Annotated in this window: 21 protein-coding genes; 16 read left to right on the top strand and 5 right to left on the bottom strand. The window is 63.2% G+C overall.

Annotated features, from left to right (window positions below):
• Positions 1–16: 16 nt before the first annotated feature.
• The 3 genes from Q1A85_RS19830 to Q1A85_RS19820 are packed head-to-tail and all read left to right on the top strand — an operon-like array spanning position 17 to position 2231.
• On the top strand, positions 17–721 hold the full coding sequence (locus Q1A85_RS19830; protein ID WP_299693871.1) for an ABC transporter permease: 705 nt from the start codon (positions 17–19) through the stop codon (positions 719–721).
• On the top strand, positions 715–1431 hold the full coding sequence (locus Q1A85_RS19825; RefSeq protein WP_299693729.1) for an ATP-binding cassette domain-containing protein: 717 nt from the start codon (positions 715–717) through the stop codon (positions 1429–1431). Before Q1A85_RS19830 ends, Q1A85_RS19825 begins: the two co-directional genes overlap by 7 nt.
• On the top strand, positions 1428–2231 hold the full coding sequence (locus tag Q1A85_RS19820) for a substrate-binding domain-containing protein (protein WP_299693726.1): 804 nt from the start codon (positions 1428–1430) through the stop codon (positions 2229–2231). Before Q1A85_RS19825 ends, Q1A85_RS19820 begins: the two co-directional genes overlap by 4 nt.
• Before the next feature lie 102 nt (positions 2232–2333).
• Here the strand turns inward: Q1A85_RS19820 and Q1A85_RS19815 are convergent, their stop codons facing one another.
• Genes Q1A85_RS19815 through Q1A85_RS19800 form a run of 4 tightly spaced genes read right to left on the bottom strand, consistent with a single transcriptional unit; the run spans position 2334 to position 4779 of the window.
• Positions 2334–2825 carry a DUF6505 family protein gene (locus Q1A85_RS19815; RefSeq protein ID WP_299693723.1) on the bottom strand — a complete coding sequence of 164 codons (492 nt, stop codon included), beginning with the start codon at positions 2823–2825 and terminating at the stop codon, positions 2334–2336.
• On the bottom strand, positions 2822–3532 hold the full coding sequence (locus tag Q1A85_RS19810; RefSeq protein WP_299693720.1) for a biotin/lipoate--protein ligase family protein: 711 nt from the start codon (positions 3530–3532) through the stop codon (positions 2822–2824). The genes Q1A85_RS19815 and Q1A85_RS19810 overlap by 4 nt, the downstream gene beginning before the upstream one ends.
• The gene (locus Q1A85_RS19805) at positions 3529–4584 is read right to left on the bottom strand and encodes an Mrp/NBP35 family ATP-binding protein (RefSeq protein WP_299693717.1); all 1056 of its coding nucleotides are present in this window, start codon (positions 4582–4584) and stop codon (positions 3529–3531) included. The genes Q1A85_RS19810 and Q1A85_RS19805 overlap by 4 nt, the downstream gene beginning before the upstream one ends.
• Positions 4585–4587: 3 nt before the next feature.
• Positions 4588–4779, bottom strand: a complete 192-nt coding sequence (locus Q1A85_RS19800) for a DUF6494 family protein (RefSeq protein ID WP_299693869.1) — start codon at positions 4777–4779, stop codon at positions 4588–4590.
• A 103-nt stretch (positions 4780–4882) separates the two neighbouring features.
• Between Q1A85_RS19800 and Q1A85_RS19795 the strand changes: the two genes are divergently transcribed.
• On the top strand, positions 4883–5569 hold the full coding sequence (locus tag Q1A85_RS19795; RefSeq protein ID WP_299693714.1) for a hypothetical protein: 687 nt from the start codon (positions 4883–4885) through the stop codon (positions 5567–5569).
• Here the strand turns inward: Q1A85_RS19795 and Q1A85_RS19790 are convergent.
• On the bottom strand, positions 5563–7509 hold the full coding sequence (locus tag Q1A85_RS19790; RefSeq protein WP_299693711.1) for a 4Fe-4S binding protein: 1947 nt from the start codon (positions 7507–7509) through the stop codon (positions 5563–5565). The genes Q1A85_RS19795 and Q1A85_RS19790 overlap by 7 nt on opposite strands.
• Positions 7510–7870: 361 nt before the next feature.
• On the opposite strand from Q1A85_RS19790, the gene Q1A85_RS19785 reads away from it, so the two are divergent.
• From Q1A85_RS19785 to pqqA, 12 genes are all read left to right on the top strand, one after another.
• Entirely contained in the window at positions 7871–8404 is a 534-nt protein-coding gene (locus Q1A85_RS19785) for a DUF3305 domain-containing protein (RefSeq protein ID WP_299693865.1), read from the top strand.
• Entirely contained in the window at positions 8401–8949 is a 549-nt protein-coding gene (locus tag Q1A85_RS19780) for a DUF3306 domain-containing protein (RefSeq protein WP_299693708.1), read from the top strand. The genes Q1A85_RS19785 and Q1A85_RS19780 overlap by 4 nt, the downstream gene beginning before the upstream one ends.
• Entirely contained in the window at positions 8949–9572 is a 624-nt protein-coding gene (locus tag Q1A85_RS19775) for a molecular chaperone TorD family protein (protein ID WP_299693705.1), read from the top strand. The genes Q1A85_RS19780 and Q1A85_RS19775 overlap by 1 nt, the downstream gene beginning before the upstream one ends.
• Positions 9573–9626: 54 nt before the next feature.
• Positions 9627–9815, top strand: a complete 189-nt coding sequence (locus Q1A85_RS19770; RefSeq protein ID WP_299693703.1) for a twin-arginine translocation pathway signal protein — start codon at positions 9627–9629, stop codon at positions 9813–9815.
• 147 nt (positions 9816–9962) lie between these two features.
• Positions 9963–12860, top strand: a complete 2898-nt coding sequence (locus Q1A85_RS19765; RefSeq protein ID WP_299693701.1) for a formate dehydrogenase subunit alpha — start codon at positions 9963–9965, stop codon at positions 12858–12860.
• A 13-nt stretch (positions 12861–12873) separates the two neighbouring features.
• Positions 12874–13482 carry a formate dehydrogenase FDH3 subunit beta gene (fdh3B, locus tag Q1A85_RS19760; protein WP_039689579.1) on the top strand — a complete coding sequence of 203 codons (609 nt, stop codon included), beginning with the start codon at positions 12874–12876 and terminating at the stop codon, positions 13480–13482.
• Positions 13483–13672: 190 nt separating this feature from the next.
• Positions 13673–14374 (top strand): FKBP-type peptidyl-prolyl cis-trans isomerase, encoded by a 702-nt coding sequence (locus Q1A85_RS19755; protein ID WP_299693698.1) that lies wholly within the window; start codon positions 13673–13675, stop codon positions 14372–14374.
• A gap of 36 nt (positions 14375–14410) precedes the next feature.
• Positions 14411–15595, top strand: coding sequence for a formate dehydrogenase subunit gamma (locus Q1A85_RS19750; protein ID WP_299693695.1), 1185 nt, complete (start codon positions 14411–14413; stop codon positions 15593–15595).
• On the top strand, positions 15576–16865 hold the full coding sequence (locus Q1A85_RS19745; RefSeq protein WP_299693693.1) for a c-type cytochrome: 1290 nt from the start codon (positions 15576–15578) through the stop codon (positions 16863–16865). The genes Q1A85_RS19750 and Q1A85_RS19745 overlap by 20 nt, the downstream gene beginning before the upstream one ends.
• A 9-nt stretch (positions 16866–16874) precedes the next feature.
• On the top strand, positions 16875–17000 hold the full coding sequence (locus tag Q1A85_RS19740) for a hypothetical protein (RefSeq protein WP_299693691.1): 126 nt from the start codon (positions 16875–16877) through the stop codon (positions 16998–17000).
• A 4-nt stretch (positions 17001–17004) separates the two neighbouring features.
• Positions 17005–18351 (top strand): sigma-54 dependent transcriptional regulator, encoded by a 1347-nt coding sequence (locus Q1A85_RS19735; RefSeq protein WP_299693688.1) that lies wholly within the window; start codon positions 17005–17007, stop codon positions 18349–18351.
• Positions 18352–18426: 75 nt separating this feature from the next.
• Positions 18427–18534, top strand: coding sequence for a pyrroloquinoline quinone precursor peptide PqqA (gene pqqA, locus Q1A85_RS19730; protein ID WP_076630733.1), 108 nt, complete (start codon positions 18427–18429; stop codon positions 18532–18534).
• Positions 18535–18539 lie beyond the last annotated feature (5 nt).

Raw genomic sequence — 18539 nt, 5'->3', positions numbered from 1 at the left:
AATGGGAGGATCGGCCATCGTCGATCTGTGGGAGGGTCTGCGCCACGCCTTTTGGCTGGTCGTCACGTTTGACGCCGCGCTGGCGGAGATTGCGCTGCGCTCGCTCCGCGTGACCCTCTCCGCATTGGTCATTGCCTGCCTGATCGCCCTGCCCCTCGCCGCGATGCTGGCTGTGCGCCGGTTCCGCTGGCGACGCGCCACAATTGCAATGCTGAACGCGCTAATGGGCCTGCCGCCAGTGGTCGTGGGCCTGATCGTCTACATCTTTCTGTCGCGGTCCGGCCCTCTGGGCGCGCTTGGCCTGCTGTTCACGCCCACGGCCATGATCATCGCGCAGGTCATCATAATTGTGCCCCTCATCGCCTCCATTGCGCATCAGTCCCTGCGCGAGTTGTGGGCGGAATACCACGACCTGCTGATTTCGATGAACGTCACGCAGATGCAAAAGATGCGCACCCTGCTGTGGGACGCGCGGCGGGCGTTGCTGACAGCCGCGCTGGCGGGCTTTGGCCGTGGCATCGGTGAGGTTGGTGCCATCATGATCGTCGGCGGCAATATCGACAACGCGACCCGCGTGCTGACCACGGCCATCGCACTGGAGACCGGCAAGGGGCAGTTCGCGCTGGCGCTGGCGCTTGGATTTATCCTGATTGCGCTGGCCCTTGGGGTGAACCTGATGATCCACTGGATCGGCCAGACCGAGCGGGACAGCCGATGGTGACCGAATTGTTCCCGCTGACCCTCAAAGGCGCTGAGACATCGCGCCGTGGCAAACGTCTGGTTGGCCCCGTTGATCTGTCGCTGGACGGGCAGGGGCTGTGCGTTGTGATGGGCCCCAACGGGTCTGGCAAGACAACGCTCTTGCGGCTGATGCACGGCACCGCTCGGCTGACAGGCGGGTCCGTGACATGGGCCTGCGACACGGATGTGGCGCGCCATCATCAGGCCTTTGTCTTTCAGCGGCCCGTGGTCCTGCGCCGCACGGTCGAGGAAAACCTGACCTACCCGCTGCGCCTGCGCGGCACCTCGCGCAAGGTGGCGCAGGTGGCCGCGCGCGACTGGGCGGAACGGGTGGGGCTGGGCCCGCACCTGACCCGCCGTGCCATGGTCCTGTCGGGCGGTGAGCAACAGAAACTGGCCATCGCACGCGCCCTGATCACCGAACCTGCGCTGGTGTTTCTAGACGAACCCACTGCGTCGCTTGACGGGCGTGCCATGCGCGAAATCGAAGCGATCCTGCTCCGGGCCAAGGCGGACGGCACGCGCCTGATCCTGTCGACCCATGACATGGGTCAAGCGCGGCGTATCGCGGATGAGGTTGTTTTCATTCTGGGTGGCACGGTGCAGGAAACCGGGCCCGCCGCCGCGTTTTTCGACGGGCCCAAAACACCGCAGGCCCGCGCCTTTCTGAACGGAGATATCGTGGAATGAAACAGACACTGATACTGGCCTTTGTGACCCTGATGACAGCCGGACTGGCGCAGGCTGCCGATCAGATGCGCATGGCTGTCACCACATCCTTCCACAATTCGGGCCTTGCGGATGTGCTGCTGCCGGAAATCGCACATGATCTGGATCTGGAGGTGCAATTGCTGGTCGTCGGCACGGGTCAGGCGCTCAAATTGGGGCAGGCGGGGGATGTCGACGCGATCCTCGTCCATTCCCGCGCGGCGGAGGAGGCGTTTGTGGCAGATGGCTACGGCACCCACCGGCGCGAGATTATGTATAATGATTTTGTCGTGATTGGCCCGTCTGCGGATCCCGCGCAGGTGTCGGGTGCCGAGACTGTCCTTGACGCCTTTCAGCGGATCAAACGACAGCAAGCGCTGTTCGTCAGCCGCGGTGACAACAGCGGTACGCACAAAAAGGAACTGGAGCTATGGGAGGCCGCCGGTGATGGTATTGATCCGTCGGGCGACTGGTATCGCGCGGTGGGTGCGGGCATGGGCGCGGCGCTCAACACGGCGTCCGGTCTCAACGCCTATGTCCTGTCGGACCGCGCCAGCTGGCTGAACTTCGGCAACAAGGGCGATCTGGCCCTGCTGTTTGCTGGCGATCCCGTGCTGTTCAACCAATACGCCTACCTGCCTGTGAACCCGGCGCTGCACTCGCATGTCAAATCGGACCTGACCGCCAAACTCGAAACCTGGCTCACATCCGAGCGCGCGAAATCTCTGATCGACAGCTACACGATTGATAGCGAAACGCTGTTCGTCTTCAATGCAAGATAGGCTCTAATCAGCCCTTTTTGGCTTCTTCTCTTTGAAAATACTCCGGGGAGCGCGAGGGGCAGCGCCCCTCGCAGACGTCGGATTGGCGCAGCCAATGCGACATCAATGATCGTGGCCGTGGTCCATATCGCCGTGGACTGCAAACTGATCCAACCCCGCATCCTGCGGCTGGATCGACCGATACGCCTCCCGCACCCCTGCCTCCGTTAACTCACGCGCAACCGTCAGCAAGGTGTTGGGGTCGTGGTCTTCGCACATCTCGATCATCTGCGCGAGTTCTTCGGCTGCCACAGGCCGCGCAGCCTCGACAGAGGGCGCGCCGTAGTAGGTCACGAAATGCTGCGCCAATAGGGCGGTCAGTGTCTCCAGTTCGGCCGCTTCCAGTTGCGTCACGGCGACAAAGGTCACGCGGCCACCGGTCTCCAGCCCAAACCATCCATTGGCAAAGGCCTGACGCGCTTTGCCGGTCAGATCGCCTTCGCCCCAGTTCGAAAATTCGAACCCGCCCGAGATGCACCATTCGCCCGTGCGGGCGGGTGAGGCAAAGACGTTCATGTCGCTTTCGTCAAAATGGATTGCGCGGGCGAGCTTCATGTCTGTGCCTCCAGCAGGGATGTCAGCGGGATCAGATGTGTCGTGTCCTCATCGCGCAGCAGCATACCAAACCCCTCATCTATGCCCAAAAATGTCCCGGTTAGAGACTGATGCGTCGCACGTTCCCCAATCCCATGGGCCAAGCCGCGCCATTCGGAATGCAGCGGCGCGTTGCCGTCGTCTTCCCAGCGGTTCAGCCAGTTGAGCGTATGCCGCGCCCATGCTTCGAGCAGGGTCGGCGGTGCAACATCGGCACAGCCTTCGGCAAAAAGCGCGGTTCGGTCCGGGGTCAGGCCCATATCCTCGGACGGGGGCATCAGGGGCAGGGTGAAACCCACAACCAGCCAATCGGGCACAGCCTCGGGGTCCGTGTCCGACGCCACCACCCGGAACCCGCCACAGCGCGCGCCATTCACCCGGATGCCGCCCCACCAATCGAGATGCACGGCCACTTCGGGCGGGGCCAATGCGCCGAGCGCGTTCTGAAACCCCACACCGCAGAGCGGCAGCATCGCCATGGCGTCCCGCAAGGGCACTTCGGGGGCAAAGACCAGCGCGGCCTCCATCTCTGCTGCACCCAATTTGTAAGAGATCAACCCGGCGTCACAACCCAGCGTCGCGCGCATCACGGCGTGATCCAAGGCGTTGTCCGGTGCCGCCTCACCCCACATCAGGGGTGGGAATGTGACCTCTGCCGTGTCGCTCATGCCGCGCCCTGTGCGACCAGACCGGCGGCCACGTCTTGGAACGCTTTGGCCTGCGGGCTGTCGGGTTGGCTGACGGCAATGGGGGCACCGCCGTCCGCGGCGAGCCGGATTTGCAGGTCCAGCGGCACTTCGGCCAGCAGGGGTACACCCAGTTTCTCGGCCTCGGCCTTGACGCCGCCATGGCCAAACACGTGCTCTTCGTGCCCGCAATTGGAGCAGATATGCGTGCTCATGTTTTCGATCATGCCGACGATGGGCACGTGCAATTGCTGGAACATGTCCACACCCTTACGCGCGTCCAACAGGGCCACATCCTGCGGTGTAGAGACGACAATGGCCCCGTCCACCACGAATTTCTGCGCCAGCGTCATCTGCACGTCACCGGTGCCCGGCGGCAGGTCGACGATCAACACATCCAGCGCGCCCCACTGCACTTGGGTCATCATCTGTTGCAGCGCGCCCATCAGCATCGGCCCGCGCCACACAACGGCCTGATCGTCGTTCATCATCAGGCCGATGGACATCATCGTGACGCCATGATTGCGCATGGGCAGGATGGTTTTGCCATCGGGTGAGGCGGGCCGCCCGGACACGCCCAGCATCCGCGGCTGCGACGGTCCATAGACATCCGCATCAAGCAGCCCCACGCGCCGCCCCTGTTGCGCAAGCGCGCAGGCGAGATTTGCGGACACGGTGGATTTGCCCACGCCGCCTTTGCCGGAGGCAATCGCCAGAATGCGGTCGATGCCGGGGACCTTCTGTGGCCCTTTCGGATCTGCGGGACGTTGCGGTTTCAGGTCGGGCGGGGGTGCCTTTTCCGTGTGACCGGTCAGCACAATCGCCACGTTCTCGATCCCGTCCAGCGCGGTCAATGCCGTTTCGGCTTGCGCCTTGACCCCTTCGTAGGCTGACGCCTGCGCCGGGTTGATCTCCATCACAAAGCGGACGCTGCCGCCGTCCACATTCAGCGCCCGCATGACGCCCGTCGACACGATGTCGCCGCCGGGCGCGTCGATCCCCTTGAGGACCTCAAGTACCTGTTCTCTGCTCACGCCCTAGTCCTGACCGGTGATGGTGCCCGTGACCTCGTGGGTCATGTCGAGCTCTTCGATGGTCACGACGGCCTTGACCGCATAGGTCTTGCCGCCGGGTCCGGCGTTGCGCACAGCCTCTTCGATGGCCTGTTGCGAGGTGACGCCGACCTGTTTCAGGAACTTGCGCATGGACATGTTGAAATCGTCGCTCATTGGGCCTGTGCCCTCCCTATCGTTGACGGGGCGCATGGACGGGCCGTAGGCTGCGGTCATGCGCGTGTTGGTGTTGATCTTGGCCCTGTTGCCCGGTTTGGCAATGGCCGATGACAAGCGGGTGGCATTCTATGCCGCGCCCGCCCTTGTCGAAAGCGGTCTGATCAAGCATATCGCGCCGCGTTTCTCGCTGAAAACCCAAGTTAGGGTCGAAATTGTCGACGACCCGGCACAGGCCGAGCTGGTGCTGGGGCCTGAGGGGCGCGCGCTGTTTTCGGGGCTGGGCGAGACGTGGCATCTGGACCTGCGCAGTGACACCAAGGGGGCGCAACGCTTTGCCGAGTGGCTGACCTCGCAGGTGGGCAGCCGCACCATCCAGAGCTTTGCGCCGGACGGCGACGCGCTGTTTACCGAACCCAAGGTGCAAAAGGTTGTCGTGGCCAAGGTCGAGATGACCGGCGATGCGGTGGCGGGACAAGAGGCGTCCTGGGCCAAATGCGGGCGCTGCCACGTGACCGAGCGGGGCAGGGGCGGTTTTGGCATCGGCTCCACCCCCAGCTTTTTCGTGATGCGCGGGTTCGAGGATTGGGAATCGCGCTTTGCCGGGTTCTATTTCCTGAAACCGCACGCGGCCTTTACCCAGCTCGAAGGGGTCACGGACCCGTTTCCCATCGACCGCCCGTCGCCCATCGCCCCGATCGAACTGACGCTCGACGATCTTGAGGCGATTCTGGCCTACGTGGCCGCGCTGGCCCCGGCCGATCTGGGCAAACCGCTGGAGCATCAGTGATCGCGCCGCTTTGACAGGTAGTCGTCGGTGGTGCGCACGCGCGGGCGCTCGCCGCCCTGAAACGGGTTGTCGTCCGCGTGGAACTGCGCCGTTACCCGGCAGTTGTCGCACATCTGGATCATGCGCAGTTTGTCACCGGCAAACATGGCGTGGTCCTTGAGCTTGTCGGTGATCCGGTCGATGGCGGATTTGGAGCCAAAGAGTGACCCGCATTCGATGCAGGGAAACGGCTCTTCCTCGTTGAGGATGGTCTGGGTCAGCGCCGCGTCGGTCAGGTCAAGGCGGGGCGCGTAGGTGATGGCATCCTCGGGGCAGATATTGGCGCACAGACCGCATTGCAGGCAGGCGTCCTCCTGAAACCGCAGTTGCGGTTTGTCGGAGTTGTCGCCAAGCGCACCGGAGGGGCAAAGCGACACGCAGCTCAGGCAAAGCGTGCAGGCGTCCGTGTCGACGACCACCGCACCGTATGGCGCACCGTCCGGCAGCGCGATCCTGTCGGTGTCTGGATGCAGTGCTTTGGCGGCTTGGCGGGCGATCTGGCGGCGGGTGCCCATGGGGCGAACGGGCTGGGCAACGGGGGCAGGGGCCTCGCCCGCAAAGAGCGCATCGCTCATCGCGTCGGGGTCGGGTGTGTCGAGCAGCGCAACCTTGCCCGCCCCTGCGATGGCATTGGCGAGGGCAATCTGCGTCTCTAACGCGGGGATATCCGATGTCGGGCCGGGCAAAAGGGTGACATGTGCAAACCCGGCGGCAAGGGCGGCGACCGCCTCGGCATGGCCAAAGGCGCCGATGGCCGACATCTCAAGCGGGATCACGTCAGCGGGCAACCCGCGCCCGTGGCGCGCGCTCAGGCGCACCATCTCGGCTCCGTGGGCGTTGTGGACCAGCAGGCGGGGCGCGGTGCCGCCCGCGTCGAGGAACGCTTTGGCCATCGTCTGGACGCGCCGCATGGTCAGGTCCACCGCGGGTGCATCATAGGTGATAGCACCCGATGGGCAGGCGGCAGAGCACGCCCCGCAACCCGCGCAGATCATCGGGTCGGTGCTCACATGTTCGCCCGCAGAAGTAATCGCCCCCGTCGGACACAGGTCGAGGCAGTTGGTGCAGCCGGTCTGTTCGGCGCGCGAATGGGCGCAGAGCAGGGGCGCGGTTTTGACATAGAGCGTCTTTTCGAACGTGCCGGTCAGGTGCGACGCGGCCATGATCGCAGCCGCGACACCGGGCGCATGGCCGGGGTCGGCCCGCAGATAGCCGTCGCGTTTTTCCGGCGCGGGAAACAGCGCCGTGTCGCCCCGCAGATCAAGGATGATGTCGCATTGCGACAGTGCCCCGTCGCGCGGATCGGTGAGCGTAAACGCGCCGCGCCCGCCCGGTTCAATCTGTTGCAGGGCGTCGATCACCACGTCGAACTGGCCAAACGCACCGGCGGCGCGGCGCAAGCGCCCAACCACCACGTCATAGGCGCGGGTGTCGGGGATGTCGGCGGCGTCGGACAGCAGGACGGTGACACCCAAATGATCCTTGAGCTGTTCGGCGGCGTCGAGCGCCACAGCGGCAGGCCCAAGGATCAGGCACAGCCCCTCACTGACCACATCCAGCGTCTTTTCCGCATCGGCGGGCAGCATGGCGTCTGCGATGAGTGCGGACATTTTGGGCAGTTTTAGGGTGTCATCCGCGCTCCACCCGGCGCGGTCGCGCAGGTCCAGCGTAGGGGGTGCGGGGCGGTCCAGACCCTCTGCCAGCTCTTCGAACAGGCGGGCTTCTTGGGTGCAGCAAAAAACGGCATCGGGGTCGGCGAGGGCGGCCTGCGCGATGTTGATCTGCGTGGTGCAGAGGGCAGAGCAGGGGGGGCGGACGTCCAGTCCGGTGGCGTTGGACAGCCCTTCGGCGTCGATGGTCTGGGTTCCCAAACAATCGCATGTTATCAATGATTTGACCACGTTCGTCTCCCCCGTCTGAAGGGCCTTTCTTGGTCCTTCGTCGCCCGTGTAGCTGCGGCAGCCTAGACATGATTCGGACCGCTTCACAAACCGTTTTACGGTTCGGTTGCGGGCTGGAATTGCCCGGGTGGGCATGTGGTGATTCGCGATTCGGTATGCGGATGTATTCCCGACTGAAATAGTCGTGATGGACATTTCGTCCCTACATGACCTGCGGCCTCAGACAGGCTGGCCAAATTGCCTTTGGGTAGGTGCGAAGCGACAAATCCTGAACAAGCCGCTTTGAGGATGAAATTTTTGGCAGTTTGATAACACCAAGGGAGGACATAGGGTGATCCGTAACCCCGACCAGTATCAAACAATGCCTTTGGGCGTCGTGTTGCGGCGCCTGCCGGGCGTGACCCGTTGGGCCACGCACAGCTGGAAGGCGGTTGCCGTGCTGCCGGGTGCAGGGCTTGCCGATTGGCAGGAGCTGCGCCGCGAGGGGGAGGCCGTGGAATACCACGCCGCCACGTTGCCGCTGGACCTGCACGGGGCCGAGACGGAGGCGTATCTGCATGGGTTGTCCGCCGAGGTTCCGTCGATCTACGTGATCATGCGGGACGGCGAGGGGGATCAGCCGCTGGATGTTCTGCTGGTCACCGCGTCGCCCTATGAGGCGCAGGATTACACCGACAGCGGCGAGGAGATCGTGGAAAAGGTCCCGATGCCGCCCGGGCTGATGGCGTGGGTGCAGGGCTTTGTCAGCGCCTTTCACGAGGACGAAGTGTTCATCAAGCGCAAGCGCGACAAGAAGCGCATCGATCTGACGCAAGACGGGATTGGCGATCCGCGGATTTCATCGGCGGCGGATATCTATGCGTCGCCTGCGCGGCAGCGGAGGCGGGTGCATTGAGCGAGGGGCGTGATTTCTGGTCCCGGCGGCGTGCCGGGGTTGAAGCCGAAGCGCAGGCCGTGGAGGCGCGCGTGGCCGAGGCCGAATTGGCCAGGCGCGACGAGCGGCCCGATGACGAGATTCTGGCCGAGTTGAACCTGCCCGAGCCGGAGGCGCTGGACAGCCCGGAGGCCATCCGGGACTTTCTCAGGCAAGAGTTGCCGCAACGGCTCAAGACCCGCGCGCTGCGCCGGATGTGGCGGCTGAACCCGATGCTCGCCAATCTGGATGGGCTGGTGGATTACGGTGAGGATTACACCGATGCGGCCACGGTGATCGAGAACATGCAGACCGTCTATCAGGTCGGCAAAGGCATGGTGACAGCGTTCCTTGAGGATGAAGAGGCCGATGAGGATACCGAAGAGGCCCCCGCCGAAGAATTCGCAGACGAAGAAGAAGAGGCCCCGCTGATCGCGGCTGCCGAACCGACCCCCTTGCCGGAACCGGAACCCGAAGCGCCCGCAATGCCGCAGCGCCGGATGCGGTTCGCATTCGACATGAGCTAATGGAAGACAAGACAGTGACAGCCGCCGAAGACACCACGATCACCGATATGGATCGCGCCCGCGCCGATCTTTACAACTTCCTTGGTGCGTTGCTGGCCGGGCCGCCGGACGAGATGCTTCTGGCGCAGACGGCAGGGCTGTCAGGTGACGACACCGAGCTGGGACAGGCCATTGGCACGCTGGCCAGACTGGCCAAGGTGACCAAGCCCAAGGCGGCGGAATCGGAGTTCAACAAGCTGTTCATCGGTTTGGGCCGGGGCGAGCTGCTGCCCTTTGCCAGCTACTACCTGACCGGGTTCCTGAACGAAAAGCCGCTGGCGGTCCTGCGGCAGGACATGGGCCGGATCGGGATGCAGCGGTCAGAGACCGTGTTCGAGCCCGAAGACAGCATTGCCAGCCTGATGGAGATGATGGCCGCGATGATCGTGGGCCGGTTCGGTACCCCTGCGGATGTGACGGCGCAAAAGACGTTCTTCAACAAGCATATCGGCCCGTGGGCCGGGCATTTCTTTACCGATCTGGAGGAGGCAAAGACATCCGTCTTTTACAGCCCCGTGGGCACGGTCGGCAAAATCTTCATGTCCGTGGAGGCGGAAGCCTTCCGGATGAGCGGCGCCGACTGAGGCGTCAAACCGGTCGGGGCAACCCGGCCTTGAGCAGCGAGAGGAGACGATCGCATGAGCAGGAAAGAAGATGGTGCATCGCGCCGCGACTTTCTGAAGCTGGCCGGAACGGCAGCCCCCGCAGCAGCGGTGGCGGTTGCAACGGCAGGCGGGGCGCAGGCCGCGGCAGAGCCGGACCTGACCTCGGAGAAGATGCAGGATACCGCGCACACCCGCGCGTATTTTGAAAGCGCCAAGTTCTGAGGTGCACACAAAGGATGCAACGCCCGGGAATGACCCCGGACGGGGCAGGGGATCAGCGACTGGTTGCGTGACGCCCGACTGCTGAGAACCATGAGAGACCAAGCGAGCCATTCGGGAACGATGGCAAGCAAGGGAGAGGAAGCAAACATGCTTAGGAAAAAGACCAACGGGGTTGCGCGACGCCCCCAGCGGACAAGTATCCTGACCGAGGCGGCAAACGCTTCGGTAGACCGGCGCGCATTCCTGCGCGGATCGGGACTGGTGATTGGGGGCCTGTCGGCCATTGCCGCCACGGGCGGAACCGTCACCCAGGCCAATGCTGCCACGGCAGCAGCGGGCAAAGTGGATTTGAAAAAGACGGTGTGCACGCACTGCTCGGTCGGCTGTACGGTCGTGGCCGAGGTGCAGGACGGTGTCTGGACGGGTCAGGAACCCGGCTGGGACAGCCCGTTCAACCTGGGTGCGCATTGCGCCAAGGGGGCCGCTGTTCGCGAGCACGCCCATGGGGAACGCCGCCTCAAATACCCGATGAAGAAAGAGGGTGGTGAGTGGAAGCGCGTCTCATGGGAGCAGGCGATCGACGAGATCGGCGGCGGCATGATGAACATCCGGGACGAAAGCGGCCCGGACAGCGTCTATTGGCTGGGTTCGGCCAAGCACAACAACGAACAGGCCTACCTGTTCCGCAAGTTCGCCGCCTATTGGGGCACGAACAACGTGGATCATCAGGCGCGGATCTGTCACTCGACCACTGTTGCGGGTGTTGCGAACACATGGGGCTACGGCGCCATGACCAACAGCTACAATGACATCCATAACTCCAAGGCGATCTTTATCATCGGCGGCAACCCGGCTGAGGCACACCCCGTGTCCCTGCTGCACCTGCTGCGCGCCAAAGAGCAGAACAACGCCCCCGTCATCGTGTGTGACCCGCGCTTTACCCGCACGGCGGCCCACGCGGACGAATATGTGCGGTTCCGTCCCGGTTCCGACGTGGCGCTGGTCTGGGGTATCCTGTGGCACATCTTCGACAACGGGTGGGAGGATCAGGAATTCATCCGCACCCGCGTCTGGGGCATGGACCAGATCAAGGAAGAAGTGGCCAAGTGGACACCCGAAGAGGTGGAGCGCGTCACCGGTGCCCCCGGAAGCCAACTCAAGCGGGTTGCGCGGACGCTGGCCAACAACCGCCCCGGCACCGTGATCTGGTGCATGGGTGGCACGCAGCACACCAACGGCAACAACAACACCCGTGCCTATTGTGTGCTTCAGCTTGCCCTTGGCAACATGGGCACCAGCGGTGGCGGCACCAACATCTTCCGCGGCCACGACAACGTACAAGGCGCGACGGACCTTGGTGTTCTGTCCCACACGCTGCCCGGCTACTACGGTCTGTCGGCAGGCGCATGGGGCCACTGGGGTCGCGTTTGGGGTGAGGACTCCGAATGGCTGGCCGGTCAGTTTGACAAGGTCACCGGCACTGATGGCAAGGAAAAGTCGCTTCAGAACCTCACCGGTATTCCGGTGTCGCGCTGGATCGACGGTGTGTTGGAAGACCCGGAGAACACGGATCAGCCCAACAAGGTCCGCGCCATGGTTCTGTGGGGCCACGCGCCCAACTCGCAAACCCGCATGGTCGAAATGAAGAAGGCGATGGAACAGCTGGATATGCTGGTTGTCATCGACCCCTTCCCGACCGTGTCTGCCGTGCTGCATGACCGCACGGACGGTGTGTACCTGCTGCCGGCCTGTACCCAGTTCGAAACGCGTGGTTCTGTCACGGCGTCGAACCGGTCGATCCAGTGGCGCGAAAAGGTCATTGATCCCCTGTTTGAATCCAAGCGGGACGAAGAGATCATTGCCCTGTTCGCCCAAAAGTTCGGGTTCCACGACCGTATCTTCCGCAACATCAAGCTGGAAGAAGACGGCCTGACGCCCGAGCCGGAGGACACGCTGCGCGAGATCAACCGGGGCATGTGGACGGTGGGTTACACCGGCCAGAGCCCTGAGCGGATCAAGAAGCACATGGCGAACCAGCACACGTTTGATCGCACCACGTTGCAGGCCATTGGTGGCCCCGCAGATGGCGATTATTACGGTCTGCCATGGCCCAGCTGGGGCACGCCCGAGATGAACCACCCGGGCACGCCGAACCTTTATGACATGTCGAAACCCGTGGCCGAGGGTGGTCTGACCTTCCGCGCGCGTTTCGGCGTGGAACGGGACGGCGACAACCTGCTGGCCGAAGGGGTCTACAGTGTCGGATCGGAAATTCAGGATGGATACCCTGAATTCACGATGCAGATGCTGATGGATCTGGGCTGGGACGGTGATCTGACGGACGACGAACGCGCCGCGATTGATGCGGTTGCGGGTCCCAAGACCAACTGGAAGACCGACCTGTCGGGCGGCATCCAGCGGGTCGCGATCAAGCATGGCTGTGCGCCCTTCGGGAACGCCAAGGCCCGCGCGGTTGTGTGGACCTTCCCTGATCCGGTGCCTGTCCACCGCGAGCCCCTGTATACCAATCGCAGGGACCTTGTGGCTGACTACCCCACCTACGAAGACCGGAAGTTCTATCGCCTGCCGACGATGTATGCGTCGATCCAAAAGCAGGACTTTTCGAAGGACTACCCGATCATCCTCACCTCTGGCCGTCTGGTCGAATATGAGGGCGGCGGGGACGAAACCCGGTCCAACCCGTGGCTGGCCGAACTGCAACAGGACATGTTTGTCGAGATCAACCCGCGTGACGCCAACAATTTGGGCGTGCGGGACGGCACACAGGTCTGGGTCGAAGGGCCCGAAGGCGGCAAGGTCAAGGTTATGGCGATGGTCACCAACCGGGTGGGCGAAGGCGTGGCCTTTATGCCCTTCCACTTTGGCGGTCATTTCCAGGGTGAGGATCAACGCTCGAAATATCCCGAGGGTGCCGATCCATACGTGCTTGGTGAATCCACCAACACGGCCCAGACCTATGGCTATGATTCAGTAACCCAGATGCAAGAGACCAAAGCGACTCTCTGCAAAATCTGGACAGCGTAAGGAGGATTACGACATGGCATTAGGAGGACAGGCGAGAGCCAAGTTCCTGTGCGACGCCGAGCGCTGCATTGAATGCAACGCCTGCGTCACGGCCTGTAAGAACGAGCATGAAGTGCCTTGGGGCATCAACCGCCGCCGCGTGGTCACCATCAATGATGGTGATCCCGGCGAACGGTCGATCTCTGTGGCGTGTATGCACTGTTCCGATGCGCCTTGTATGGCGGTCTGCCCTGTGGACTGCTTTTACCAAAACGAGGAAGGGGTGGTTCTGCACTCCAAGGACCTCTGCATCGGGTGTGGTTATTGCTTTTACGCGTGCCCCTTTGGCGCGCCGCAATTCCCGCAGGCCGGCAACTTTGGCAGCCGCGGCAAGATGGACAAATGTACCTTCTGCGCCGGTGGTCCCGAAGAAACCCACTCGACCGCCGAATTCGCCAAGTACGGGCGCAACCGGATCGCCGAGGGCAAGCTGCCCATCTGCGCCGAGATGTGTTCCACCAAGGCGCTGTTGGCGGGTGATGGTGACGTTGTGTCCGCCATCTACCGCGAGCGCGTCGTGGCGCGCGGCTTTGGTTCGGGCGCGTGGGGCTGGGGTTCGGCCTACGGTCGTCAGGACGGCTAAGCGACGGGATCGCCGGTCAGTGTGCGCAACACGTGCACCGGCGATTCCAGCACGCCCGGGCAGCGGCAAGGCTGCCCGGGCAATCTGGCAGCGCGGCGGATATCCGCGCTCCCTTTCAGTTCATTTGGCATGGGTCGCCGGGGGCGATAGCTACGGAGTCATGATGTTTCCGATTTTTGAAAGGCTTACCATGCATCGTCTCGTACCCGCGCTCACTGTCAGCGCCTTGTGTCTGTCCCCACTGCCCGTGGTGGCGCAGGACGCACCCCCGCTGGACACCGATATCGCCCGCGCCAGCTATGCCATTGGATTGCAGGTCGGGCTGAACATTCGCGATCAGGGTTTTGCCGAAGTCGACGTGGCCGCACTGGCCCTCGCCATTCAGGACGCCGTGGACGGCAAGGAACCCCGGCTGACCTCCGAAGAGATGCAGGCCGCAGTGGGCGCGATGCAGGCTGTTGTCCAGCAGCGCCAGCAAGCCGAAGCTGCCGCCAGTGCGGAACAGAAGCTGACGGACAATGCCGCCTATCTCGAAGCCAACGCCACACGCAGCGGGGTGGTCACGACTGACAGTGGTCTGCAATACGAGGTCCGCGCGGCGGGCAGTGGTGACAGCCCGTCGGCGGATCAGACGGTCACGGTGCATTACGAGGGCCGCCTGCTGGATGGCAGCGTTTTCGACAGTTCGATCGCGCGTGGCGAACCTGCGACGTTCCCTGTGGGCGGTGTCATTCCCGGCTGGCAGGAGGTGCTGCAACTGATGTCACCCGGCGCCAAATGGGACGTCTGGATTCCATCCGACCTGGCCTATGGGGCCAATGGTGCAGGGCAGGCCATTGGGCCAAACGAAGTGCTGAATTTCACGATCGAGCTGATCAGCATCGAAGGATAACGCCGCGCCCGGGCGCGGCATGAGGAGAGACAAGATATGCTACGTGCCATTCTGGTTTTTGTGTTGTGCCTGGGGATGTGGCCTGCGTTGGCGGATGCGCAGGACGCGGCGGGCGACCGCGCCGCAACGGGCGGCGCACAGACGCTTGAGGACATCATGGCCCGCCAGCGCGGCGAAGAGGTCGCGCCCAAAACCGGCGATGCGGCGGGGGCTGCGCGCGACCTTTCGGGGCAACTTGGCACATTGGGCGGCGCGTCCGACCCGGACCTGTGGCGTGCGCTGCGCTACGGATCGGCTGACATCACCGTGTCGTCGGGCGGTGAGGTGGCCACCGTTCTGGTGCAGGATGGCGGCATGGCGTGGCTGCAATTCCGGCAGGGACCTTTGGCGAAATACGGGGGCTATCTGCTGCTGGGCACCATCGCCTTGCTTGTCGTGTTCTTTGTCCTGCGGGGCCGGGTCAAGCTGGATTACGAGAAAACGGGCCGCACGGTCACCCGCTTCAAGAGCTTTGAGCGGGCATCGCACTGGTTGCTGGCCGGGTCGTTCATCCTGCTGGGGATCACCGGGTTGCTGACCCTGTTCGGGCGCATGTTCATCGCGCCTTACATCTCCAAAGAGTTCAACGCGACGCTGCTGATGGCGTCGAAATACATCCACAACAATGTGGCGTGGGCGTTTATCGTGGCGCTGGTCGCCATTTTTGTGCTGTGGGTCTGGCACAATATCCCGAACCGCACCGACATCACGTGGTTTGCCCAAGCGGGCGGCATCATTGGATCGAAACACCCGCCAGCGAAAAAGTTCAACGGCGGGCAAAAGATCATCTTTTGGTCGGTGATCCTGCTGGGCGGTTCAATTTCGCTTTCGGGTGTGTCGTTGCTGTTCCCCTTTGAGTTCCCGATGTTCATGAAGACGTTTGATTTGATGCGGTCCGTGGGGATCGAAAGCCTGCCGATTTACGGGCCGTTGCCCGAGGGCCTCGCCCCGCACGAAGAGATGCAATACGCCCAAGCGTGGCACGCCATTGTGGCCTTTGTTCTGATGGCGATCATCATCGCGCATATCTACATCGGGTCGGTGGGCATGGAAGGCGCCTATGACGCGATGGGCACGGGCGAGGTGGACGAGGCGTGGGCGCGCCAGCACCATTCGCTGTGGCTCGAAGAGTTGGAGGCAAAGGGCAAGGCAGCACCTAAAGATGCGACACCTGCTGAGTAGTCTTTTGCTGTGCCTCGCGCTGCCCGCCGCCGCGCAGGAATTCACGACCTACAAGGGCCATGGCGGCCCTGTCATGGCGCTGGATGTGTCGCCGGACGGGGCACTGGCGTCTGCGAGTTTCGACAACTCGGTCGGTCTGTGGCCGGGGCCGGAATGGCGCGAAGGCCATGATGCGGCGGTAACGGCAGTGACATATAGCGCGTCCGTGGCGTTTTCGGGCGGTGACGATTTCCGCGTTCTGATGTGGCGTCCCGATGACCCGGAGCCTTTTGAAGTGACCCGGATGAAGGGCAAGATCAGTGCCATTGCCATTGCACCGGATCGGCGGAGCGCGGCGATAGCCAGTTGGGACGGCTCCATTCGGATAATGAGCCTGTTTTCCTCGCTGCTGTCGGATGGTGCGCAGCCATCTGCCAAGATCGGCGGCGACCTGACCGATCACCGGTCGAACGTGACGGATGTCGCCTTTGATCCTGACGGTGCGCTTTATTCGGCATCGTCCGACGGGACAGTGCGCGTTTGGGGCGGGATGGGATCGCGGATCATTGCCAATCAGGGGTTTGGCATCAACCGGATTGTCGTTCACGGCGACTGGCTCGCCTATGGCGCTGTCGACGGCACCACGCGGGTGATCAACCGGGAGACGGGTGAAGAGATTGCAGATTTCACCCTCGACCGCCGCCCCATCCTGTCGATGGATTTTCACGCGCCCACCGGGCAACTCGCCATCGGGGATGGTGAGGGGCACATCATGATGGTGGACACAAACGACTGGCGGATTGCCCGCGACTTTCGCGCCATGCGGCAAGGGCCGGTCTGGGCGCTGGCCTTTTCCACGGACGGGACGGTGATCCATGCGGGTGGGATCGACGACGTGATTTATGCCTGGCCTGTGGCGCTTTTGGATACCTACGACCCGGCGGGCGGCGACACCCGCAGTTTCCTGCGCGACGCAGCGACGATGAGCAATGGTGAACGGCAGTTCATGCGCAAATGTTCGATCTGCCACAGCCTTGAGGACGGACCGTCGCGCAAGGCGGGGCCGACGCTGCACGGGGTCTTCGGGCGCAAGGCGGGTGTGGTGCCGGGCTATCGCTACTCGCCAACGCTGGACGGGTCTGCGATTGTCTGGGATGACACCACGATTGACGCCCTGTTTGACGAAGGCCCGGACCACTACATTCCGGGATCAAAGATGCCGATGCAGGTGATCGCGGCACCGCAGGACCGCGCCGATTTGATCGCCTTTTTGCGCGACGCAACCGAATAGGAGAGACCGATGAAGGCCATGATGATGGGATTTGCCGCGATGATCGTGATTTCCGTGGCATCGTATTTTGTGCTGCACGAGATGGGGTTTTCGTCTGACGCGGTACAGTCAGGCGACGCTGTGCGGCTGGACTGAGCCGATGAACGCGCCGCGCTCCACCCCGGATATCTACGGCAAGTCGCTGGCTGGCGCGTCGATCCTCGTGATTGATGACGAGCCGGGGATGCGGCATTTTCTGACCAAGACGCTGGAGCCGCGGGTCAAGCGTGTGGAGGCCGTGGGATCGCCTGCGCAGGCGACCAAGGCGCTGGATGACGCGCAATATGATCTGGTGATTTTCGACAATCTGATGCCGGGGGGGACGGGCCTTGACTGGCTGACGGAACAAAAGCGCAAGGGCCTGTTTGCTGACGCGATCCTGATTACCGCTTATGCGGACCTTGAGACAGCGATTGCAGCCCTGCGGGCAGGGGTCAGCGATTTTGTCCTCAAACCATTCCGCGCCAATCAAATTCTCAGCGCCGTGGCCCGCACGCTGGACCGCAAATACCTGCAACGGGACAACACGCTGCTGCGGCGCGAACTGTCGTCGGGGCAAGGGCATGGCAAGCTTTTGGGCAATTCCGAACCGATGGAGGATGTGCGCGGGATGCTGGCACGGCTGGCCCCGCTGCCCACGCCGGTGCTGTTCACCGGCGCCAGCGGCACGGGCAAGGAGATGGCCGCGCGCCACCTGCACGACGCGTCGGACCGGGCCGATGCGCCCTTTGTTCCCGTGAACTGCGCCACGATCCAGCCGGACCGTTTCGCCGATGAACTTTTTGGCGTGGTCGAGGCGGAGGACCGGCTGAAACCGGGGCTGTTGCTGCTGGCTGATGGCGGCACGCTGCTGCTCGACGAGATTGCGCAGATGCCCGAGACGGTGCAGGCCGCGCTGCTGCGCGTGCTGGAGGACAAGAAAGTGCGGCCCGTCGGTGCCGAGCGGGAGATCCCGCTGAACGTGCGGTTCCTCTTTGCCACCAATGACGACATCGAGGCGTCAGTGGCGGCGGGGCGGTTCCGGGCGGACCTGTATCACCGCATCCACGTGGTCAAGATCGACATGCCGCCGCTCAGGGACCGGATGGACGATATCGTTGAATTGGCCGCGCATTTCATGGCGCAGTTTTCCGCCTCGCTTGCCATGCCGTCGCTGGAACTGGACGAGGAAACATTGCTGAAGCTGCGGCGCTACGCATGGCCAGGCAATGTGCGGGAATTGCGCAACCTTATTGAACGGTCGGTCATTCTGGGCGCTTTCCCGGAGGAGTTTTCCGGCGGGGGCAGTGTGACAGGGGCGCAGGCGATCGAAAACCTTGATCTGGTGGTGCAGCGGCACATCCTGCGGATGCTCGACCTGTGTGACGGCAACCGGGCCGAGGCGGCCCGCCGTCTGGGCGTCTCGCGCAAGACCATCGACCGCAAGATGGCGGTCTGGTCCGAGTGAGGCTAGGGCTAAAGTCGCATATGTCCCGCGCCGCTGCCCCGTTATCGTGATCAGGCAAAAGAGGAGGAATTCGTTATGGCATGGACAAAACCCAAAGCGCGCGAAGTGAAGTGCGGCATGGAGATCAACATGTATGGCCCCGGTGAGGACGATGACCGCGGCGCCGAGCGCGACGTGATCTAAGCCAC

The organism is uncultured Tateyamaria sp., from assembly GCF_947503385.1.
Lineage (GTDB): Bacteria > Pseudomonadota > Alphaproteobacteria > Rhodobacterales > Rhodobacteraceae > Tateyamaria.
Note: the sequence above shows the minus strand (reverse complement) of the source record. Positions and strands in the feature narration are given on the sequence as shown.